This is a genomic window from Neobacillus sp. PS3-40 (assembly GCF_030915485.1).
Classification (GTDB): domain Bacteria; phylum Bacillota; class Bacilli; order Bacillales; family Cytobacillaceae; genus JAUZPL01.
This window is the reverse complement of the sequence record NZ_CP133266.1, coordinates 1,535,139-1,550,440: the sequence shown is the minus strand read 5'-3', so window position 1 is coordinate 1,550,440 and position 15,302 is coordinate 1,535,139. Positions and strand designations below refer to the sequence as shown.

The 15,302-nt window shown below is 36.3% G+C and carries 14 protein-coding genes; 11 read left to right on the top strand and 3 right to left on the bottom strand.

Annotated features, from left to right (window positions below):
* Window positions 1-25 precede the first annotated feature (25 nt).
* Window positions 26-727, top strand: a complete 702-nt coding sequence (locus tag RCG20_RS07905) for a DsbA family protein (RefSeq protein ID WP_308183664.1) — start codon at window positions 26-28, stop codon at window positions 725-727.
* A 4-nt stretch (window positions 728-731) separates the two neighbouring features.
* On the top strand, window positions 732-1,148 hold the full coding sequence (locus RCG20_RS07900; protein WP_308183663.1) for a disulfide oxidoreductase: 417 nt from the start codon (window positions 732-734) through the stop codon (window positions 1,146-1,148).
* A 203-nt stretch (window positions 1,149-1,351) separates the two neighbouring features.
* Here the strand turns inward: RCG20_RS07900 and RCG20_RS07895 are convergent, their stop codons facing one another.
* On the bottom strand, window positions 1,352-2,245 hold the full coding sequence (locus tag RCG20_RS07895; protein WP_308183662.1) for a DUF2935 domain-containing protein: 894 nt from the start codon (window positions 2,243-2,245) through the stop codon (window positions 1,352-1,354).
* Between the two features lie 123 nt (window positions 2,246-2,368).
* On the opposite strand from RCG20_RS07895, the gene RCG20_RS07890 reads away from it, so the two are divergent.
* The 9 genes from RCG20_RS07890 to RCG20_RS07850 all read left to right on the top strand — a co-directional run bounded on the left by RCG20_RS07890 (window position 2,369) and on the right by RCG20_RS07850 (window position 12,185).
* Window positions 2,369-3,958: an acetolactate synthase large subunit gene (locus RCG20_RS07890; RefSeq protein WP_308183661.1), complete on the top strand. Its 1,590-nt coding sequence runs from the start codon at window positions 2,369-2,371 to the stop codon at window positions 3,956-3,958.
* A 95-nt stretch (window positions 3,959-4,053) separates the two neighbouring features.
* Window positions 4,054-4,341 carry an AbrB/MazE/SpoVT family DNA-binding domain-containing protein gene (locus RCG20_RS07885; RefSeq protein WP_308183660.1) on the top strand — a complete coding sequence of 96 codons (288 nt, stop codon included), beginning with the start codon at window positions 4,054-4,056 and terminating at the stop codon, window positions 4,339-4,341.
* Between the two features lie 11 nt (window positions 4,342-4,352).
* Complete coding sequence (locus RCG20_RS07880; protein WP_308183659.1) at window positions 4,353-6,047, top strand: ABC1 kinase family protein; 1,695 nt, start codon at window positions 4,353-4,355, stop codon at window positions 6,045-6,047.
* 2 nt (window positions 6,048-6,049) lie between these two features.
* Window positions 6,050-6,406: a YisL family protein gene (locus tag RCG20_RS07875; RefSeq protein ID WP_308183658.1), complete on the top strand. Its 357-nt coding sequence runs from the start codon at window positions 6,050-6,052 to the stop codon at window positions 6,404-6,406.
* A gap of 272 nt (window positions 6,407-6,678) precedes the next feature.
* A complete protein-coding gene (locus RCG20_RS07870) occupies window positions 6,679-8,313 on the top strand; it encodes a copper resistance protein CopC (RefSeq protein WP_308183657.1) in 1,635 nt (544 codons plus the stop codon).
* A 21-nt stretch (window positions 8,314-8,334) separates the two neighbouring features.
* Window positions 8,335-8,967, top strand: a complete 633-nt coding sequence (locus RCG20_RS07865; protein ID WP_374120518.1) for a YcnI family copper-binding membrane protein — start codon at window positions 8,335-8,337, stop codon at window positions 8,965-8,967.
* A 300-nt stretch (window positions 8,968-9,267) separates the two neighbouring features.
* Window positions 9,268-9,870: a cell wall hydrolase gene (locus RCG20_RS07860; RefSeq protein WP_308183656.1), complete on the top strand. Its 603-nt coding sequence runs from the start codon at window positions 9,268-9,270 to the stop codon at window positions 9,868-9,870.
* A gap of 479 nt (window positions 9,871-10,349) precedes the next feature.
* Window positions 10,350-10,877, top strand: coding sequence for a hypothetical protein (locus RCG20_RS07855; RefSeq protein WP_308183655.1), 528 nt, complete (start codon window positions 10,350-10,352; stop codon window positions 10,875-10,877).
* Between the two features lie 168 nt (window positions 10,878-11,045).
* On the top strand, window positions 11,046-12,185 hold the full coding sequence (locus RCG20_RS07850) for an HAD family hydrolase (RefSeq protein ID WP_308183654.1): 1,140 nt from the start codon (window positions 11,046-11,048) through the stop codon (window positions 12,183-12,185).
* Window positions 12,186-12,236: 51 nt separating this feature from the next.
* Here RCG20_RS07850 and serA read toward each other — a convergent pair whose 3' ends face one another.
* Together serA and RCG20_RS07840 are read right to left on the bottom strand one after the other, a co-directional pair.
* Window positions 12,237-13,877, bottom strand: coding sequence for a phosphoglycerate dehydrogenase (gene serA / locus RCG20_RS07845; protein WP_308183653.1), 1,641 nt, complete (start codon window positions 13,875-13,877; stop codon window positions 12,237-12,239).
* On the bottom strand, window positions 13,870-15,027 hold the full coding sequence (locus RCG20_RS07840; protein ID WP_308183652.1) for a pyridoxal-phosphate-dependent aminotransferase family protein: 1,158 nt from the start codon (window positions 15,025-15,027) through the stop codon (window positions 13,870-13,872). Before RCG20_RS07840 ends, serA begins: the two co-directional genes overlap by 8 nt.
* Between the last annotated feature and the right edge of the window lie 275 nt (window positions 15,028-15,302).

Below are 15,302 nucleotides of genomic sequence, written 5' to 3'. Positions count from 1 at the left end.
TGAAGAATTTAAGAGGTGTTAAAACATGTCAAAAAGTAAAAAAAGTTCTAATTTAGCTTCTTCAAAATTGGTATTTTGGATCATTGGTGTTATTGCCGTTTGTATTATTGGTTTTCTTTTTTTAGGTAACCATCAAAAATCAGATACTAATTCAAATTCAAAAGAAACGATTGATTATACAAGCCAGCCATATCTTGGCGAGGAAACAGCACCAGTTTCAATTATTGAATTTGGAGATTACAAGTGCCCAAACTGTAAAAACTTCGCAGAGAATGTAATCCCGTTAATTCAGCAAGATTTAGTCGACACTGGAAAGGCAAAATTATATTTTTTAAACGATTCCTTTATTAATACTGATTCAACCCGTGCAGCTAAATTTGCTGAATCGGTGTATCAGGAACTAGGAAATAAGACATTTTGGAAGTTCCACGATCTTCTTTATAAAAAGCAGCCAGAAGATAGTAAATATGAAAAAATGGATATTTATGATGAAAAGTTTCTAACCGACACGTTAAAAGAAGTTGCAAGCAGTTCAGATGTTGCCAAAGTGGTTAGAAATTTCAATGAGAAAAAGTCAGATGATGCTTGGCAAAGAGATATGGATTTAGTGAAAAAACTAGGTGTGACGGGTACCCCAACATTATATGTTGATGGAAAGGTATTTGAGGGAAAATCTCTTGATGATTTAACGAAGATGGTAGATAAAGCAGCAAAGGCAAAGGAGTAGAAGTATGAATAAATCATTGCTTCTTTCATGGGTTGCTGCTCTCGTTGCAACCATTGGTAGTTTGTATTTTAGTGAGGTACGCCATTTCATTCCCTGTACTCTGTGCTGGTATCAGCGGATTTTAATGTACCCTTTAGCAGTGATCCTTGGTATTGCTTTTTATCGAAATGATAAAGGAATTTACATATATGCCTGTCCACTAGCGATAATTGGAATGATCGTTTCTGGTTACCATACTTTGCTTCAGAAAATTCCTTATTTGGAACAGTTTGAAATGTGTACGACGGGAGTTCCATGCGCAAAGGATTATCTTAATTGGCTCGGGTTTATTACGATTCCAATGATGGCATTTGTTGCATTTACCATTATTGCATTAAGTCTTTTTGTGCTTTCTCGGACGAAAGAGGGAAAATATGTTTAAAAAATAAGAAGAGACTATCCATCCGGACAGTCTCTTTTTTAATTTCAGAATAACGAGAAGGTTTCCTTTCCTTATAACATGGAAATGGGTATAAAGAAAACTCCCTGATTATCAAGCCCCTAAGGGCGATGACAGAAGCGTAGTTCTAGCAGAATTTATGGATATAAATTCTGTTTAGCCAAAAAAGACCGTCCGGTTTCTTCCTATTTAGCTTGTTCCTCTGCTTTTTTCACTTTTAACCTTTCATCCAATGCATGGATCATTGCAAGGAAGTGATTTGCTTCCCGTACTACATGGTCAGCAAGCAACGGATCGATGACACTGCGAATTTGGCAGCTCTTAATTAAATCTAACCCTACTTGTTTAAAATTCCTTAACTCAACTGTAGCGTTTTCACTATCTTTATTCAGCTTGCCGATAATTGGATATGTTGGACTTCTTTTATAAAGCATGGATTCTACATCCCTTGCCTGGTTGAGAAGAACCTCAAAATCATCTCCAAACTTACTTGCGGTATGAACTAAATTTCGTTCGGACTGGTCGAGTAATGAAGCGATAAACCGAGAATGCTCCATCATAATTTTTAACCAAAATACATTTTCTTTAATAATGGCATCTTGAATGGGGTCGAGTATTCCTTGGTTAAACTTCTTTAACGTCCTCATAAAATATTCAGCTTCCCGGGCAATATGGTCCACTAAAAGGGGGAAGTTAAACCCGGCTACTTTACAGTTAACAATCATAATGAGGAGATTTCGCTTGAAATTCCGGAAACCAAACACTAATTGAATGGTGTCTTCATTTAATTTTCGAACAGCGGTAACGTCATTTGGAGTCTGATATGCCCTTTTTTCCTGTTGCTCAAAAAAGTGATAAAAGCGGTCTGTTTGCTGAATTAGCTGTGTATCTTTTTTATTAAAGCCTTCTCCTAAAAAATAGGCATGTTCCTTCATTATTCTCAACCAAAACTTGTTTTCTGTAAGTGATCGTTCAATAAAGAGTTGTTCAGTTAATGATTCTTGTGGAGCAGCAAATGTTTCAGGTGTTATCAGCATTTGATTGTTTGGATCCATGTTAGTAAAGTCCTGATTAACCATTTTTCCCCTCCTTAAAAAGTACGCTATATTCCTCATTTTATTTGCAACTCTTGGGAAGTATGTTATTTGTTTTAAAAGTTTCGTAAAGAATAAGGGCAGTAAATAATTTAGTTGGAGGTCGAAATGAAAGCATCCGATGTGTTGGTGAGTTGTCTAGAAAATGAAGGTGTGGAATATATATTTGGGATTATTGGAAAAGAAGTGATTGATCTAGCTGATTCATTGTCAAAATCAAAACAAATTCAATTTGTACCGGTCCGACATGAACAAGGGGCGGCATTCATGGCAGGTGTTTACGGGAAACTTACCGGAAAACCAGGTGTTTGCTTAGCTACACTTGGACCAGGTGCAACCAATCTATTAACAGGAATAGCGACTGCTCACTTAGACCATTCCCCGGTTATTGCCCTAACCGGCCAAAAGGTCTTGAACATGCAACATAAGTCTGCCCACCAATATATCGGCATCTCAAGGGTTTTTGAACCTGCTTCCAAATGGTCACATCAAATTTTGAGTGCAAATACGATTCCAGAAGTCATTCGAAAAGCTTTTCGGGTTGCCTTAACAGAAAAGCCAGGGGCAGTTGTCCTTGAAATTCCAGAGAATGTAGCTAATGAAAATGTCACGACAAAACCATTGCCAGTAACAGTTCTTCCGGAAAGCGTACCTTCGATAGAAGCATTAAAGTCAGCAAAGGTGCTTATTGATCAAAGTATTCATCCTTTTATAATCATAGGAAATGGGGTAATAAGAGGCGGTGCTGTTAAGGAAGTCCAGGCTTTTATTGATCAGCTTGGTTGCCCTATAACAACTAGTTTTATGGCAAAAGGAATTTTACCTACAGATCATCCAGAAAACTATTTCACGTTTGGTTTCACTAATAAGGATTATGTCACACGCGGAATTGATGAGGCTGATTTACTCATTGTGATAGGCCTTGATTTTGAAGAGAAGCTCCCAACTGAGTGGAACCGAAAAAAAATTCCTATCATCCATATAGATGCAACACCTGCTGAAGTTGATGAATATTACCCAGTGAAGGCTGAATTAGTAGGGTCCATCCGCCTAACACTAGCGTTATTAATTTCTAACGGAATTATTTCTACGGGATGGAAGCCCTCAGGGAAATTAAAAGATAGAATCGAAATGTCATATTTGATTGAAGAAAACTCCAATAAGGATACTTTTTTGACGATAGAAAATATTCTACATGTAATTGAAAAAGTTTCAAACGAACAGACGATTATCGTTTCTGATGTGGGATCACATAAAATATCGATTGCGCGAATGTTCCAGCCAAGGAATGCTAACCAGTTAATAATGTCAAATGGATTTGCTTCAATGGGGATTTCAATTCCTGGGGCGATTGGTGCAAAATTTGCATGCCCTGATCAGACCGTTATTTGTATTACTGGTGATGGAGGAGCATTAATGACTTTCTCTGAACTTGAGACGGCAAAGCGATTAGGTCTTTCTTTTGTGATTATCGTTTTAAATGACTCAATATTAAAACTTGAAGTGGAGATGATGAACCAGAAATTTGGAGAGAGCTTCGGTACTACTTTTGCAAATCCAGATTTTCTTCTTCTAGCTAACAGTTTTGGGATAAAAGGAGTGAGGCCAAATTCGACTATTGAGTTTGAAGAAATGCTTCGTAATGCTATAGGTTCTAAGAATGAACTTATCTTATTCGATATAAAGACAGTCATCTAAATTCAACCTTCACATAATCGGCATATGTCTATTGTGTGAAGGTTGTTGTTTGTATGAAAAGTATGATTTATCATACAAGTAAGAGGTGAGTGATAATGATGAATAATCATGGAAAAATTTTTGGAACTACAAGTATGGGTGAAAGAGGGCAAGTGGTAATTCCTTCAGAGGCAAGAGAAGAGTTAGGAATTAAAGCAGGTGAAAAGTTTGTTGTCTTTGGAGATGCCAAAAGGGGAACGGTTATTCTTGTTAAATCAGAGATCATGAACAAGTTTGCTAATTTCTTTTTTTACAAGTCAAAAAGATTTGAGAAAATAGCAAAAGAGATTTTTGATAAAACAAAGGACTCTGATGAAGAAGATGAAGATGAAGAGGATAGATAAGGAGACCCGCTATGCGTGAAATGACACGCTTATTATTCAACAAGAGATTTCGTAAAGTATTTTTCATGTTTTTAGGATTTTTTGTTCAGTTCTGGTGGCTCGGAAAAATAAAGAAGTTTATTAATAAGGAAAAAGTAGATAGCAAATATCGTGCAATATACTCATTTCAAGCATCAAAGTTTACCACGGTTGCGGTGGAAATGGGTGGACTTATTATTAAGCTTGGCCAATTTATCTCCTCAAGAGTGGATATTTTGCCGAAGGAATACACCGACATCCTTTCTGAGCTACAGGACTCCGTTGCTCCTGTAAATAGTGAAATTATATTGAAAAGAATTGAAGAAGAAGGTTCCGGGACAATTGAGGATGTGTTTACAGCCATTAATCCGGAGCCAGTAGCCGCTGCTTCATTAGGGCAAGTACATAAAGCCATTTTGAAAAATGGAGAAAATGTAGCAGTTAAAGTGATGAGACCTGGAATTGAAGAAACAGTATCTCTTGATTTGGCCACCTTAAAGGTACTTATCGCTTTTGCTCGTCGTGGGACAAAGATTGGGAAGTTTGTTGATTTAAGAGAAGTTTATCAGGAATTTGAAGAAGTCATAATAGAAGAACTTGATTACATCAAAGAAGCAAAGAATATTGAGAAGTTTCGAGAGAATTTCCTTGGATTTCCGGGTGTATCTGTTCCAAATGTCTATGGGGAATTATCAACTAGTAAAATTCTAGTAATGGAGTACATCGAAGGGGTAAAAATCAACGAGGTTGATAAACTTGAAGAGTTACGAGTAAATAAAAAGAAGCTAGCTTCCATCCTGTTTTTGTCCTACTTAAAACAAATAATGGAGGACGGTTTCTTCCATGCAGATCCTCATCCTGGAAATTTATTAGTAAAGAAAGACGGCACCATTGCTTACATTGATTTTGGAATGGTTGGGTATGTGTCGGATCCAATGAAAGAAAGTATGTTCAAGCTTGCTTTAGCCATTTATTTGAAAGATGCTGGTGGAATTGTTGAAGCTTTTGACGATCTGGGCTTTTTAAGAAAAAAAGTAGACAAATCTCTATTAACGAAGAATGTTAAAGTCATTCTTGCCAACTTTTTAGATGGCGGTTTTAATTTTAACAACCTTAATAAAGATGGATTCCTTGAAGAATTACGTGAATTTTTGTATCAGCAGCCATTTCAAATTCCTTCAAGAACAACCTTTTTAGGTAAAGCAATTGTGACTGTCTTTAGTATTTGTAAAGGATTAGATGATAACTTTGATATTATTTCGATAACAAAGCCTTATGTTGAAGAGATGATGAAAAGTGATGAGGTAAGTGCTGGAAAGGAAACGGTGCTTGAACAGGTAAAGAATATTTTTCTTAAGGTAATTCCGGCATCTAGAAAAATTTTCACGGTTATCGACCAACTTGAATCAGGAGAAATACGAATAAAACCTTCTAAGGCATTTGAGAATAACATAATCGAGCACCAAGCTTTCCAAAATAGAAAAATCATTTTAGCTCTTTTTGGGACGGGCTTATTAATTGCAGGTGCACAGATCATTTATGAAAGCCATCAAATAGGAATGACCATGATGGTGAGTGGTGCCATTATCACACTTTTACAAGCACTCAGAAAATCGTCAACAAAAGGAAGAAGATATAGAAGACATCCATTCCTAAAAGAAAAAAATGAAAAAGGGAGGAGTAAGTAAAATTGACTCATACACATATTACAACTATCGTACTAACAATTATACTATTTCTAATTGCTGTTACAATGCAGAAAAAAGGTAAGAACATCAAGGTTTTACAGATGGTTCTGCGTGTCATGTATCTTTTAATCATTGTAACTGGAGGAATGCTGTTCTTATCAGTCTATACTATTAGTTTTCTTTACATCCTAAAAGCATTGCTCGGTTTAGTTATGATTGGACTATTTGAAATGATAGTATCAGTTGGTAAAAAAGGAAAGAGTAATTTAGGACTCTGGGTTTTATTTGGAGTTGCTCTCATTGCCTTACTGTATCTTGGATTAAAACTCCCAATGGGGTTTTACTTGTTTACAAGCTAATTTCTCTCTTAACCAAAATTGATCAAAGGCTGATTACAATTAAATTTGTAGTCAGCCTTTTTAAATAAAGATCTACTCATTTGTCATAACTAGAAAAATGGGTAAACTAATGGTTAAATGTTAAAGCTTATGAAAATAGATCATATGTTATTTACATATTAATATTGTCAATGTTAATTTTATTCACTATGATTGGAAGGGGAATAGTGGAAATTCACTATAGGAAACACTAATCTTTTTTAGGATTTCATTTATCACAGGGGGCATCACAAGTGTTTTATTCCAGAAAAATATTCTTTTTAATCATGACTCTTGCCATTCTTGTATTTTCCTTTCCAGGACTATCATCGGCCCATGCTTATATTGTTAAGTCATTTCCTTCTGAAAATCAGGCTTTAGACAAATCACCTAACAAAGTAAGTATTGAATTTGATGAAATAATCCAACCAACCTTTTATTCCATTCAAGTATTGGATATGAGGGGAACCCAGGTGAATAGTGGTAAGGGATATATTAATTCTAGTAATGGTAAAATCCTTGAGTCCGATTTACATAAAGGACTGCCAAAGGGGATTTATAGTATAAAATGGAGGGTCGTATCAGGTGATGGCCATCCGATTGATGGATTGATCCCATTCCAGATTGGTGTTGGGAGTAAGAATCAAGCACTGTTAAAGTCAAAAACAACTGGATATGTTCCACATTTTGATTTAGTTTTGCTACGCTTAATTCAATATGTAAGTGGTGCAATTTTTGTTGGATTAACATTTTTTTATCTTTCCATCTATCCACGGGAAAGTTTACGGAGCACTTCTATAGAAAAGCGGTATAAAAGTGTAATCCATCTATCTTTTCTTTTTCTATGGGTAAGTATCCTTTTTAGTTTGCCATTGCAAGCTACTATTGAAGCAAATGTTTCGTGGCTAAATGCTTTTGATTTTTCAATATTACGTGATGTAGCAACCAAAACTTTATCTGGGAAGGTTTGGATTGCACAGATTGTATTACTAAGCTTGCTTTTGCTAACGATAAAAAGGAATGAAAAATTATTTTTATGGTGGGCTTCTTTTGTTTTAGGATCTTGTTTATTTTTAGCAAAAGCAATTACCAGTCATGCAGTTGCCACAAATAATCTTCTTGTTGATATTGAATTTGATTTTTTGCATTTACTAAGTGTCTCAATTTGGATAGGAAGCTTGGTAGCATTAGTGGTTTTACTCCCCTTGAATCGGGAAGAAGAAGGTAAACTTCTTTATCAGCAGATTGTCCGACGATTTTCTACTTGGGGAAAGGTATTGGTTTTCCTCTTAGTTATTTCAGGTGTATATCTTAGTTTGACATATATTCCTACGTTTCACGCGCTTTTTTATACTAATTATGGGCGGGTGTTAATAGGTAAGGTAGTTCTTTTCTTCATTATGTTGGTTTTTGCATGGCTGAATTCTTCAAAAGGAAGAAAGAGTGGAGCGGAAAAATGGGGTAGTACTTTATGGGGCGAGTTAGCTACAGGGGTAATTGTTCTTGTGCTTGCTGTCATTTTAACAAATTTGCCAACTGCCGCGTCCTCCTTGGGACCCTTTAAAGAAACAAAAAGTTTTAATAATAAAGATACAGTCACGGTTAAAGTTGGCCCAAATGTGATTGGACAAAATACATTTGATGTCATCCTAAAAGACAAAACTGGAAAGCCATTGACTGAAGTCCAACAGGTCTCTCTAACATTTTCTACGCAAAGAATGGATATGGGAGAATATACCGTCAACATTCCGAAAGTGGCAGAGGGGCATTTTAAGGATCGAGGAATGTATTTCAATATGACCGGTAAGTGGAATGTTCATGTTCATGTTTTAACAAAATCATTGGAAGCCTTAGATACCGATTTTACTTGTGTTGTAGGCAGTCAATAAATAATTAGAGGTGTTTTTAAAATGAAAAAAATGATAACAAAAATATCTTTTGCTACAGTGATAATTTTCGGTTTATTTAGCAGTGTGGCAAGTGCCCATGTAGAAGTTAATCCAAAAACGTCTGCGACTGGAGAAGAGGAAACGTATACGGTTAAGGTTCCGGTTGAAAAAGAAGTTGCTTCAACCAAATTCACCTTAAAAATGCCATCAGGGGTAGAATTCGATTCCTTTCAGCCAGTGGCAGGTTGGAATTTTTCTAGCCAAAAGGATTCTGATGGAAAAGTCTCAGCTATTACATTCGAATCAACCGATAAAGGGATCTTACCAGGCCAATTTCAACAGTTTGTTTTTGTAGCTAAGAACCCAAATAGTGCACAAAAGGTTACATGGGATGCTTATCAGTATTACAAAGATGGTAGTGTGGTTGAGTGGACCGGAGATGAAGGATCAGAATCGCCACATTCTATAACAGATATTGTTGTTTCTACAGCTGGGGACCAGCAGCAAGGACAGGCTGTGCCACAAACCAAAGATAAGACAAAGACCGACGTGAAACCTAATTCAGGAAAAACTAATTCATTCCCACTAATTTTGTCGATTGTTGCGCTAGCATTGTCGGCATCAGCATTCGTGGCTTCTCGAAAGAAGAAATAAATAGTGGTAATAGGCATAACTTCACTGTTATGTCCCTTTTTATTTGAAACGGTCGGAGTTATGGGTCAACGATGAGATACTCCTGAAATATAACGTAATAATGGATCATTAATTTGGTAATAATGTTTTTATTAGGAAGTAAAAGTAGATTGGTGGGTAATTCCAGTATGTAGTTTAATAGCTTAAGGGCAGGGATCTTAGCATTTTTTCATGTAATACCATTTTTTGGTCAATGAAACGGTATGTTACAGCTGATAGCCTAGTAGTAGAGACAAACAAAACAACTACTAGGAGGCATTTATGAATAAAATAAAAAAACTAGTACTTGCAACGGGGTTATTACTATCAATCTCATTTGGTGCTTCGACAATACATTCTGAAGCTGCAACAACATCATACCAAGTAAAAACAGGTGATACGTACTGGAAAATTGCAAGTAAGTTCGGTGTTCCAGTGACGAATTTAAAAAATACAAATTATGCAACTAGCAATCTTCTATATGCTGGAAATACTATTGTAATCCCTAGTTCTTCTATTTCAGATGCAGACAAAGATCTTATCGCACATCTTGTTAATGCAGAAGCAAAGGGCGAACCATATGCAGGAAAGGTTGCAGTGGCTACTGTTATCTTAAACAGAGTAGCTAGTCCAGACTTCCCTAATACAGTAAAAGAAGTAGTTTATCAAAAATCGAACGGTTATTTTGCTTTTACACCTGTTCAGAATGGGTCTATCAATAATGCACCCGATGCATCATCAAGAGCGGCAGTAAATGAAGCATTAGCATTTGGGGGACAAGGTAAAGGATCTTTATTCTTCTATAACCCAAGAACGGCAGTAAGCAAATGGATATTTTCTCGTGAAGTAACGGTAACCATTGGGAACCATCGATTTGCGAAATAACAGTAAAAAACTAGCCATATTATTTGAGGGCACTGAAAAACTTTCTTTTTTTCAATAAGGATATATAGCTGTATTAAAAAGGCTCTTTTCTTAAACTTTGTTGCTAGTTGAAACTAAATTAGAATGGGATTCCAGTTTACCGATGAAAACAGTAGGAAGTTTTTAAGAAAAGAGCACGATACTATTGTTATTTCGGGTTTTTAGACTAGGTACGAAAAATAACAATCTATGCGAAAACAGCCATTAAAAAAGACGACTCTAAAATTCATTGCTGAATTTTAAGTCGTCTTTTTTACATTGACTATGTTAAAGTGCACCATTGATTTTGACACTCTGTTAATTGGAGTGTTAGTTCTTTCTTGTCAATTTGAATAAATCAAGAGTCTTTTTGGAAAATGGTATAAATTTGGAAATTTATCAAAAAATAAAGAAACATGTATATGATTATTAGCTGCATTTTAAATTAAGGATTGGTGTGATTGGGAAATTCAAAAGGTACATATCGGTCACCATTGGCCGCTGCATTGTGGTCTGTATTCATTCCCGGGTTTGGGCAATTCTATATTAAGGACTATATTACTGGATTGATTCTAATTTTATTTGAAATAGCATTAAATATATTCTCTCATCTTAACTTATCTATTTATTATTCTTTTTTAGGACAGTTTGAACGTGCTAGATCGGTTGTTAATTACGAATATGGTCTATTTTATCCATCTGTTTATGTTTATAATATTTGGCATGCATATAACGCTGCAATCGAAATTAATAATGGTTTGAAAGAACAGGGTATTAAAAAACCGAAAAAAATGACCTCGCTAACTGGTCCATTATATGGCTTAGGATTAGGGATGTTTTTCGGCCTTCATTTTCAGATTTTGAAATCATTCCCTCTTTTTCAATCACCTGTATTCAATGGTCTATTAACGGGACTAATAGGGACTATAATTGGGTATTCAATCGAAAAACTTTTCACCAGTAAAAAGGGAAAAATAAAGATAAAATAATTCTTTGAAGCACACTGCCTTGTCTATTTTGAGGGATGCCCAAATTAATAACCATCTTTAAAATTTCATTCTAAGATAATAAGTAAATTTAGTAACTTTATAAAAATTCTCTGCAATATCGTGTTACACTAAAGTATAAAAGCACGCTAGGAGTTGGGGGAGCGGAACATGATAAAGACAATTTTATTTGATGTTGATGGTGTACTATTGAGTGAAGAACATTATTTTGATGCTTCTGGGTTGACTGTTTGGGAAATGTTGATTAGTAAAAATTACTTAGGATTATCACCAGTTGAATACAAAACAGACTATAGTGAAACTGAAATTACAACGATTCGATCCCATGTTTTTGAAAATGATAAAGTACTTAAGTTTTTAAAATCATGTGGTCTTAATGCAAATTGGGATATGATTTATTTAACATTTAGTTATCAGTTAATTCACTTGTTGACACAGATTAAAGATAGTGAATTTGAACTATTGAATAGGGTGCTTAGCAAAGAAATCGAAAGAGAAACGTTAATCGAAATTGGAAAAGTGTTAAACAATTACAATGTACATATGGATTTTGATTCATTCATCCCTGATTTTCAGAGTTCTGAAAAAACAAAACAAGGTCTTATGAACCATCTGGATGTTCTAGCAAAAGAAAAGTTGGGTATAGAAACAACCATCTTTAAAGAAAAGAGTAATCTTTGGTCAATATGTGAGCATGTTTCACAAGAATGGTATGTAGGTGATGAGAATGTATTGGCCTCGACTGGCAGACCATCTGTGCAACTTGGTAAAAAGGGATTCTTAGCAAACGAAACGACATTATCTCCTTCAGAGAAAATTAGTCAATTCTTTGAGTCTTTAAAGGCTAAGGGAATTTCTATTGGAATTGGGACGGGCCGTCCTGAGCTTGAAACAATTCAACCATTTCAACATTTGGATTGGCTTCAATATTTTGATGAAAACCATATTGTAACAGCCGATGAGGTATTAAAGGCTCAACAGGAAGTTGCAGGAAACATCTCTTTATCAAAGCCACACCCATTTACCTATTTATTGGGATTAGTTGGTAAAAATTCTCCTGTCAAGGATTGCATTCAAAGAAAATTACCAATTGAAAATGGTAAGGAAATATTAATTGTCGGAGATTCTTTAGCAGATTTACTTGCGGCTCGAAAGATGGGCTGCCAATTTGCTGCTGTGTTAACTGGTTTATCTGGCAGGGATGCAAGAAGTGACTTTGAAAAACATGAAGCTGACTATATTCTGGATACAGTTTTAGATGTGAAAGAATTAGTTGATTCTATTAAATAGATAAAAAAAGGGTGTCCCAAATTATTACTTGGGCACCCTTATCATTTTTATTTACAAGCTTTCCGCCATTGCAAGCTCCACTTGTCCTGGAAAGATTGAATCGACGGTGGATAATTCAAGGAATTGTGCTTCATCTAGACCATTAATGGATGTTAATGATTGAACGACATCTTCTTTCAGTTTCTTATCAAGAGTTAATACCATGATGGCTTCGCCGCCAATTGTGCTTCTACCCACTTGCATAGTTCCGATATTAATTAGATATTCACCAAGGAGTGAGCCAACTTTTCCGACCATTCCTGGGATATCTTTATGTTTAATATATAATAAGTTTCTCTCTGGTCTAACATCTATTCGATAATCATTGATTTTTACTATTCTTGCGCCGTAGCCATTAAGAACTGTTGCCCCTATACTTGCAGTTTCATTTCCTTGGGTTACGATTAATTCTAAATAATTGGCAAAGCCTATATTTGCTGCATTTTTTTGAACATTATAAGAAACTCCCTGTTCTTTTAATAAATGAAAAATATTGATTAGATTCACAGAGTCACTTAAATGATGCGATAAAATCCCTTTAATCATCGTTCTTGTTAATAGGTCAGTATCCTCAACAATAAGTTCACCGTAGTAGTTAATCTCAATTTTAGCGGGTGCTTGCTTGAATAATTGCAAGACCAATCTTCCGAGTTGATCACCCAATAATAAATAAGGCTTCATTTTTTTCTGTGCTTCACCAGACATTTGGGGCATATTTACCGCATTGTGGATGGATCCGGACTCAAAGATTTCAATGATTTCTGCACTTACTTCTTCGGCAACCTTTTCTTGAGCCTCAACTGTTGAGGCCCCAAGATGGGGTGTAATGATAATATTTGGATTTTGAAGTAGTTCAGGATTAGCAACTGGCTCTTGTTCGAACACATCAAGGGCTGCACCCGCAACATGACCAGACTGAATGGCTTCTACCAATGCTTCTTCATCAATGATCCCACCACGTGCGCAATTTATTAATCTGACCCCTTTTTTTGTTTTTCTTAAATAATCCTCATTGATTAATCCTCTTGTTTCATTTGTTAACGGAGTATGAACGGTTATAAAATCGGATTCACTAGCAATCTTATCAAGGCTTGCTTTTGTGATGCCTAGTTTTTCGGCACGTTCTTCTGATAGATATGGATCAAATCCTAAAATGTTCATGCCGAAGCTCTTGGCCCGTTTAGCCACTTCAACTCCGATTTTCCCCATACCGATGACGCCAAGTGTCTTTTTGTATAATTCTACTCCTTTAAAAGAATTCCGATCCCATTTCCCGTTCAATGTCGTTACATATGCCTGTGGTATCTTTCTGGCTAGTGATAGCATCATCGCTAAAGTATGCTCAGTTGCCGCAATCGTATTGGCGCCAGGGGCATTAATAACGATTATTCCTTTTTTAGTTGCTGCGTTCACATCGATATTATCAACTCCAACACCGGCCCTAGCAATAATTCTTAGATGGTCCGCAAATTTGAGAAGTTTTTCGGTTACCTTAGTTTGACTACGAACGATTAGTGCGTCGTATTTCCCAATAATTTTAATTAATTCTTCCTCTGGTATAGTTGGCTGCCGCTCAATCAAAAAGTCAGGATGATTAAACAAGCTCTTTAGACCAGTGTCACTAATTCCGTCTGTAACAAGTACTTTATACATTTTTTATCCATACCTCCTGTGCTCTTTGCGTTGCCATACCTAATACCTGTCTACCAACTAACCCGTTAAGTGCCATTTCAATACTTCCTAAAACTTTCAAAATATCAAACGGGGTGCAATAGCCCATATGGCCGATTCGGAAAATTTTACCCTTCAAAGCCTTTTGTCCTCCACCAAGGGAAATAGAGAACTTTTCTTGTAGTACTTTTTTGATTTGTTTAGAAGATTCGTCAATGGTTCTAACAGCAGTCACGGTAGTTGATGCCTCTTCGTCTGTTACTAAAAGCGGAAGCTCAATTGCTTTTAACCCTACGCGTAGCATATCTCTTAAAAGCTGATGTCGTTTGATGACGTGTAGAAAGCCCTCCTCTTCAATCATATTACAAACCTCAAGAGCTCCGTAAATTAAGGAAACGGCTGGTGTAAAAGGTGTAGATCTTTCTTTGTCATAGGATGAAAAATAGCGGTTTAAGTCTAAATAGAAACGTTTTGATTGGCAGTTTTGGATCACCTCTTTGGCCGTTTGATTGACTGCAACAAACGCTAATCCAGGAGGTAGCATCAATGCTTTTTGTGATCCAGCAACAAGGATATCTATATTCCAGTTTGCCATATCAACCGGAACAGCCCCAATGCAACTCACCCCATCGACAATAAAAAGGGCATTGGTTAATTCTTTTGTAACCCTTCCAAGCTCTTTTATTGGGTTTAGAACACCTGTAGAGGTTTCACAATAGGTGGCAAACACAACTTTAATTTTCTTTTGAAGGGATTTCAGATAATCTTCAAGCTGGTCAGGAGCGCATGTTTTCCCCCATTCAATATTCAAACGATGGACGTTTGTACCAAAGGCTTCACAAATGCTGGCAAGGCGGTCACCAAAAGCACCGGTAACAATTACAACAACGTCATCATTTTCCTCAACTACATTTGCAACCGCGGTTTCTAAAGCCGATGTTCCGCTACCCGCGATCACAGTGACGGGATTTTCAGAACCGAAAATGGGCATTAACCGGGTAGATACGTCTTCAAGTAGTTGTGGAAAAGCACTACCACGATGCCCAATCATCGGGTGATTCATGGCATGTTTTACACGATCAGGAATGGGAGTAGGACCAGGAGTGAATAAATATTGTTGATTTAATAGCATAAGTAACATCTTCCCTTCTCATTTTATAAAAATAAAAACGCCCCTCATAACAGAATAAATATCCTGTTATAAGGGACGTGGTATACGTGGTGCCACCCTTTTTTGCCGCTAAAAATAGCAACCTCAAATTTTTAACGGTTTTTGCCGAGCGCGCCTATTTTTACTTTCAGCACGCCAGTTCAGAAGGGCTGGGTATTTTAGCTACGTCACTGTCATCGCCCTAAAGGGGCTTGTCAAATTGGCGAGGCTACTTTAAGAAAGAAGCACCGGTTCAC

Bases quoted from the DNA above. Each gene is read 5' to 3' on its own strand.
- RCG20_RS07905 (WP_308183664.1), top strand. From the start codon at position 26: ATGTCAAAAAGTAAAAAAAGTTCTAATTTAGCTTCTTCAAAATTGGTA.
- RCG20_RS07900 (WP_308183663.1), top strand. From the start codon at position 732: ATGAATAAATCATTGCTTCTTTCATGGGTTGCTGCTCTCGTTGCAACC.
- RCG20_RS07895 (WP_308183662.1), bottom strand. From the start codon at position 2,245: ATGGTTAATCAGGACTTTACTAACATGGATCCAAACAATCAAATGCTG.
- RCG20_RS07890 (WP_308183661.1), top strand. From the start codon at position 2,369: ATGAAAGCATCCGATGTGTTGGTGAGTTGTCTAGAAAATGAAGGTGTG.
- RCG20_RS07885 (WP_308183660.1), top strand. From the start codon at position 4,054: ATGATGAATAATCATGGAAAAATTTTTGGAACTACAAGTATGGGTGAA.
- RCG20_RS07880 (WP_308183659.1), top strand. From the start codon at position 4,353: ATGCGTGAAATGACACGCTTATTATTCAACAAGAGATTTCGTAAAGTA.
- RCG20_RS07865 (WP_374120518.1), top strand. From the start codon at position 8,335: ATGAAAAAAATGATAACAAAAATATCTTTTGCTACAGTGATAATTTTC.
- RCG20_RS07860 (WP_308183656.1), top strand. From the start codon at position 9,268: ATGAATAAAATAAAAAAACTAGTACTTGCAACGGGGTTATTACTATCA.
- RCG20_RS07850 (WP_308183654.1), top strand. From the start codon at position 11,046: ATGATAAAGACAATTTTATTTGATGTTGATGGTGTACTATTGAGTGAA.
- serA (WP_308183653.1), bottom strand. From the start codon at position 13,877: ATGTATAAAGTACTTGTTACAGACGGAATTAGTGACACTGGTCTAAAG.
- RCG20_RS07840 (WP_308183652.1), bottom strand. From the start codon at position 15,027: ATGCTATTAAATCAACAATATTTATTCACTCCTGGTCCTACTCCCATT.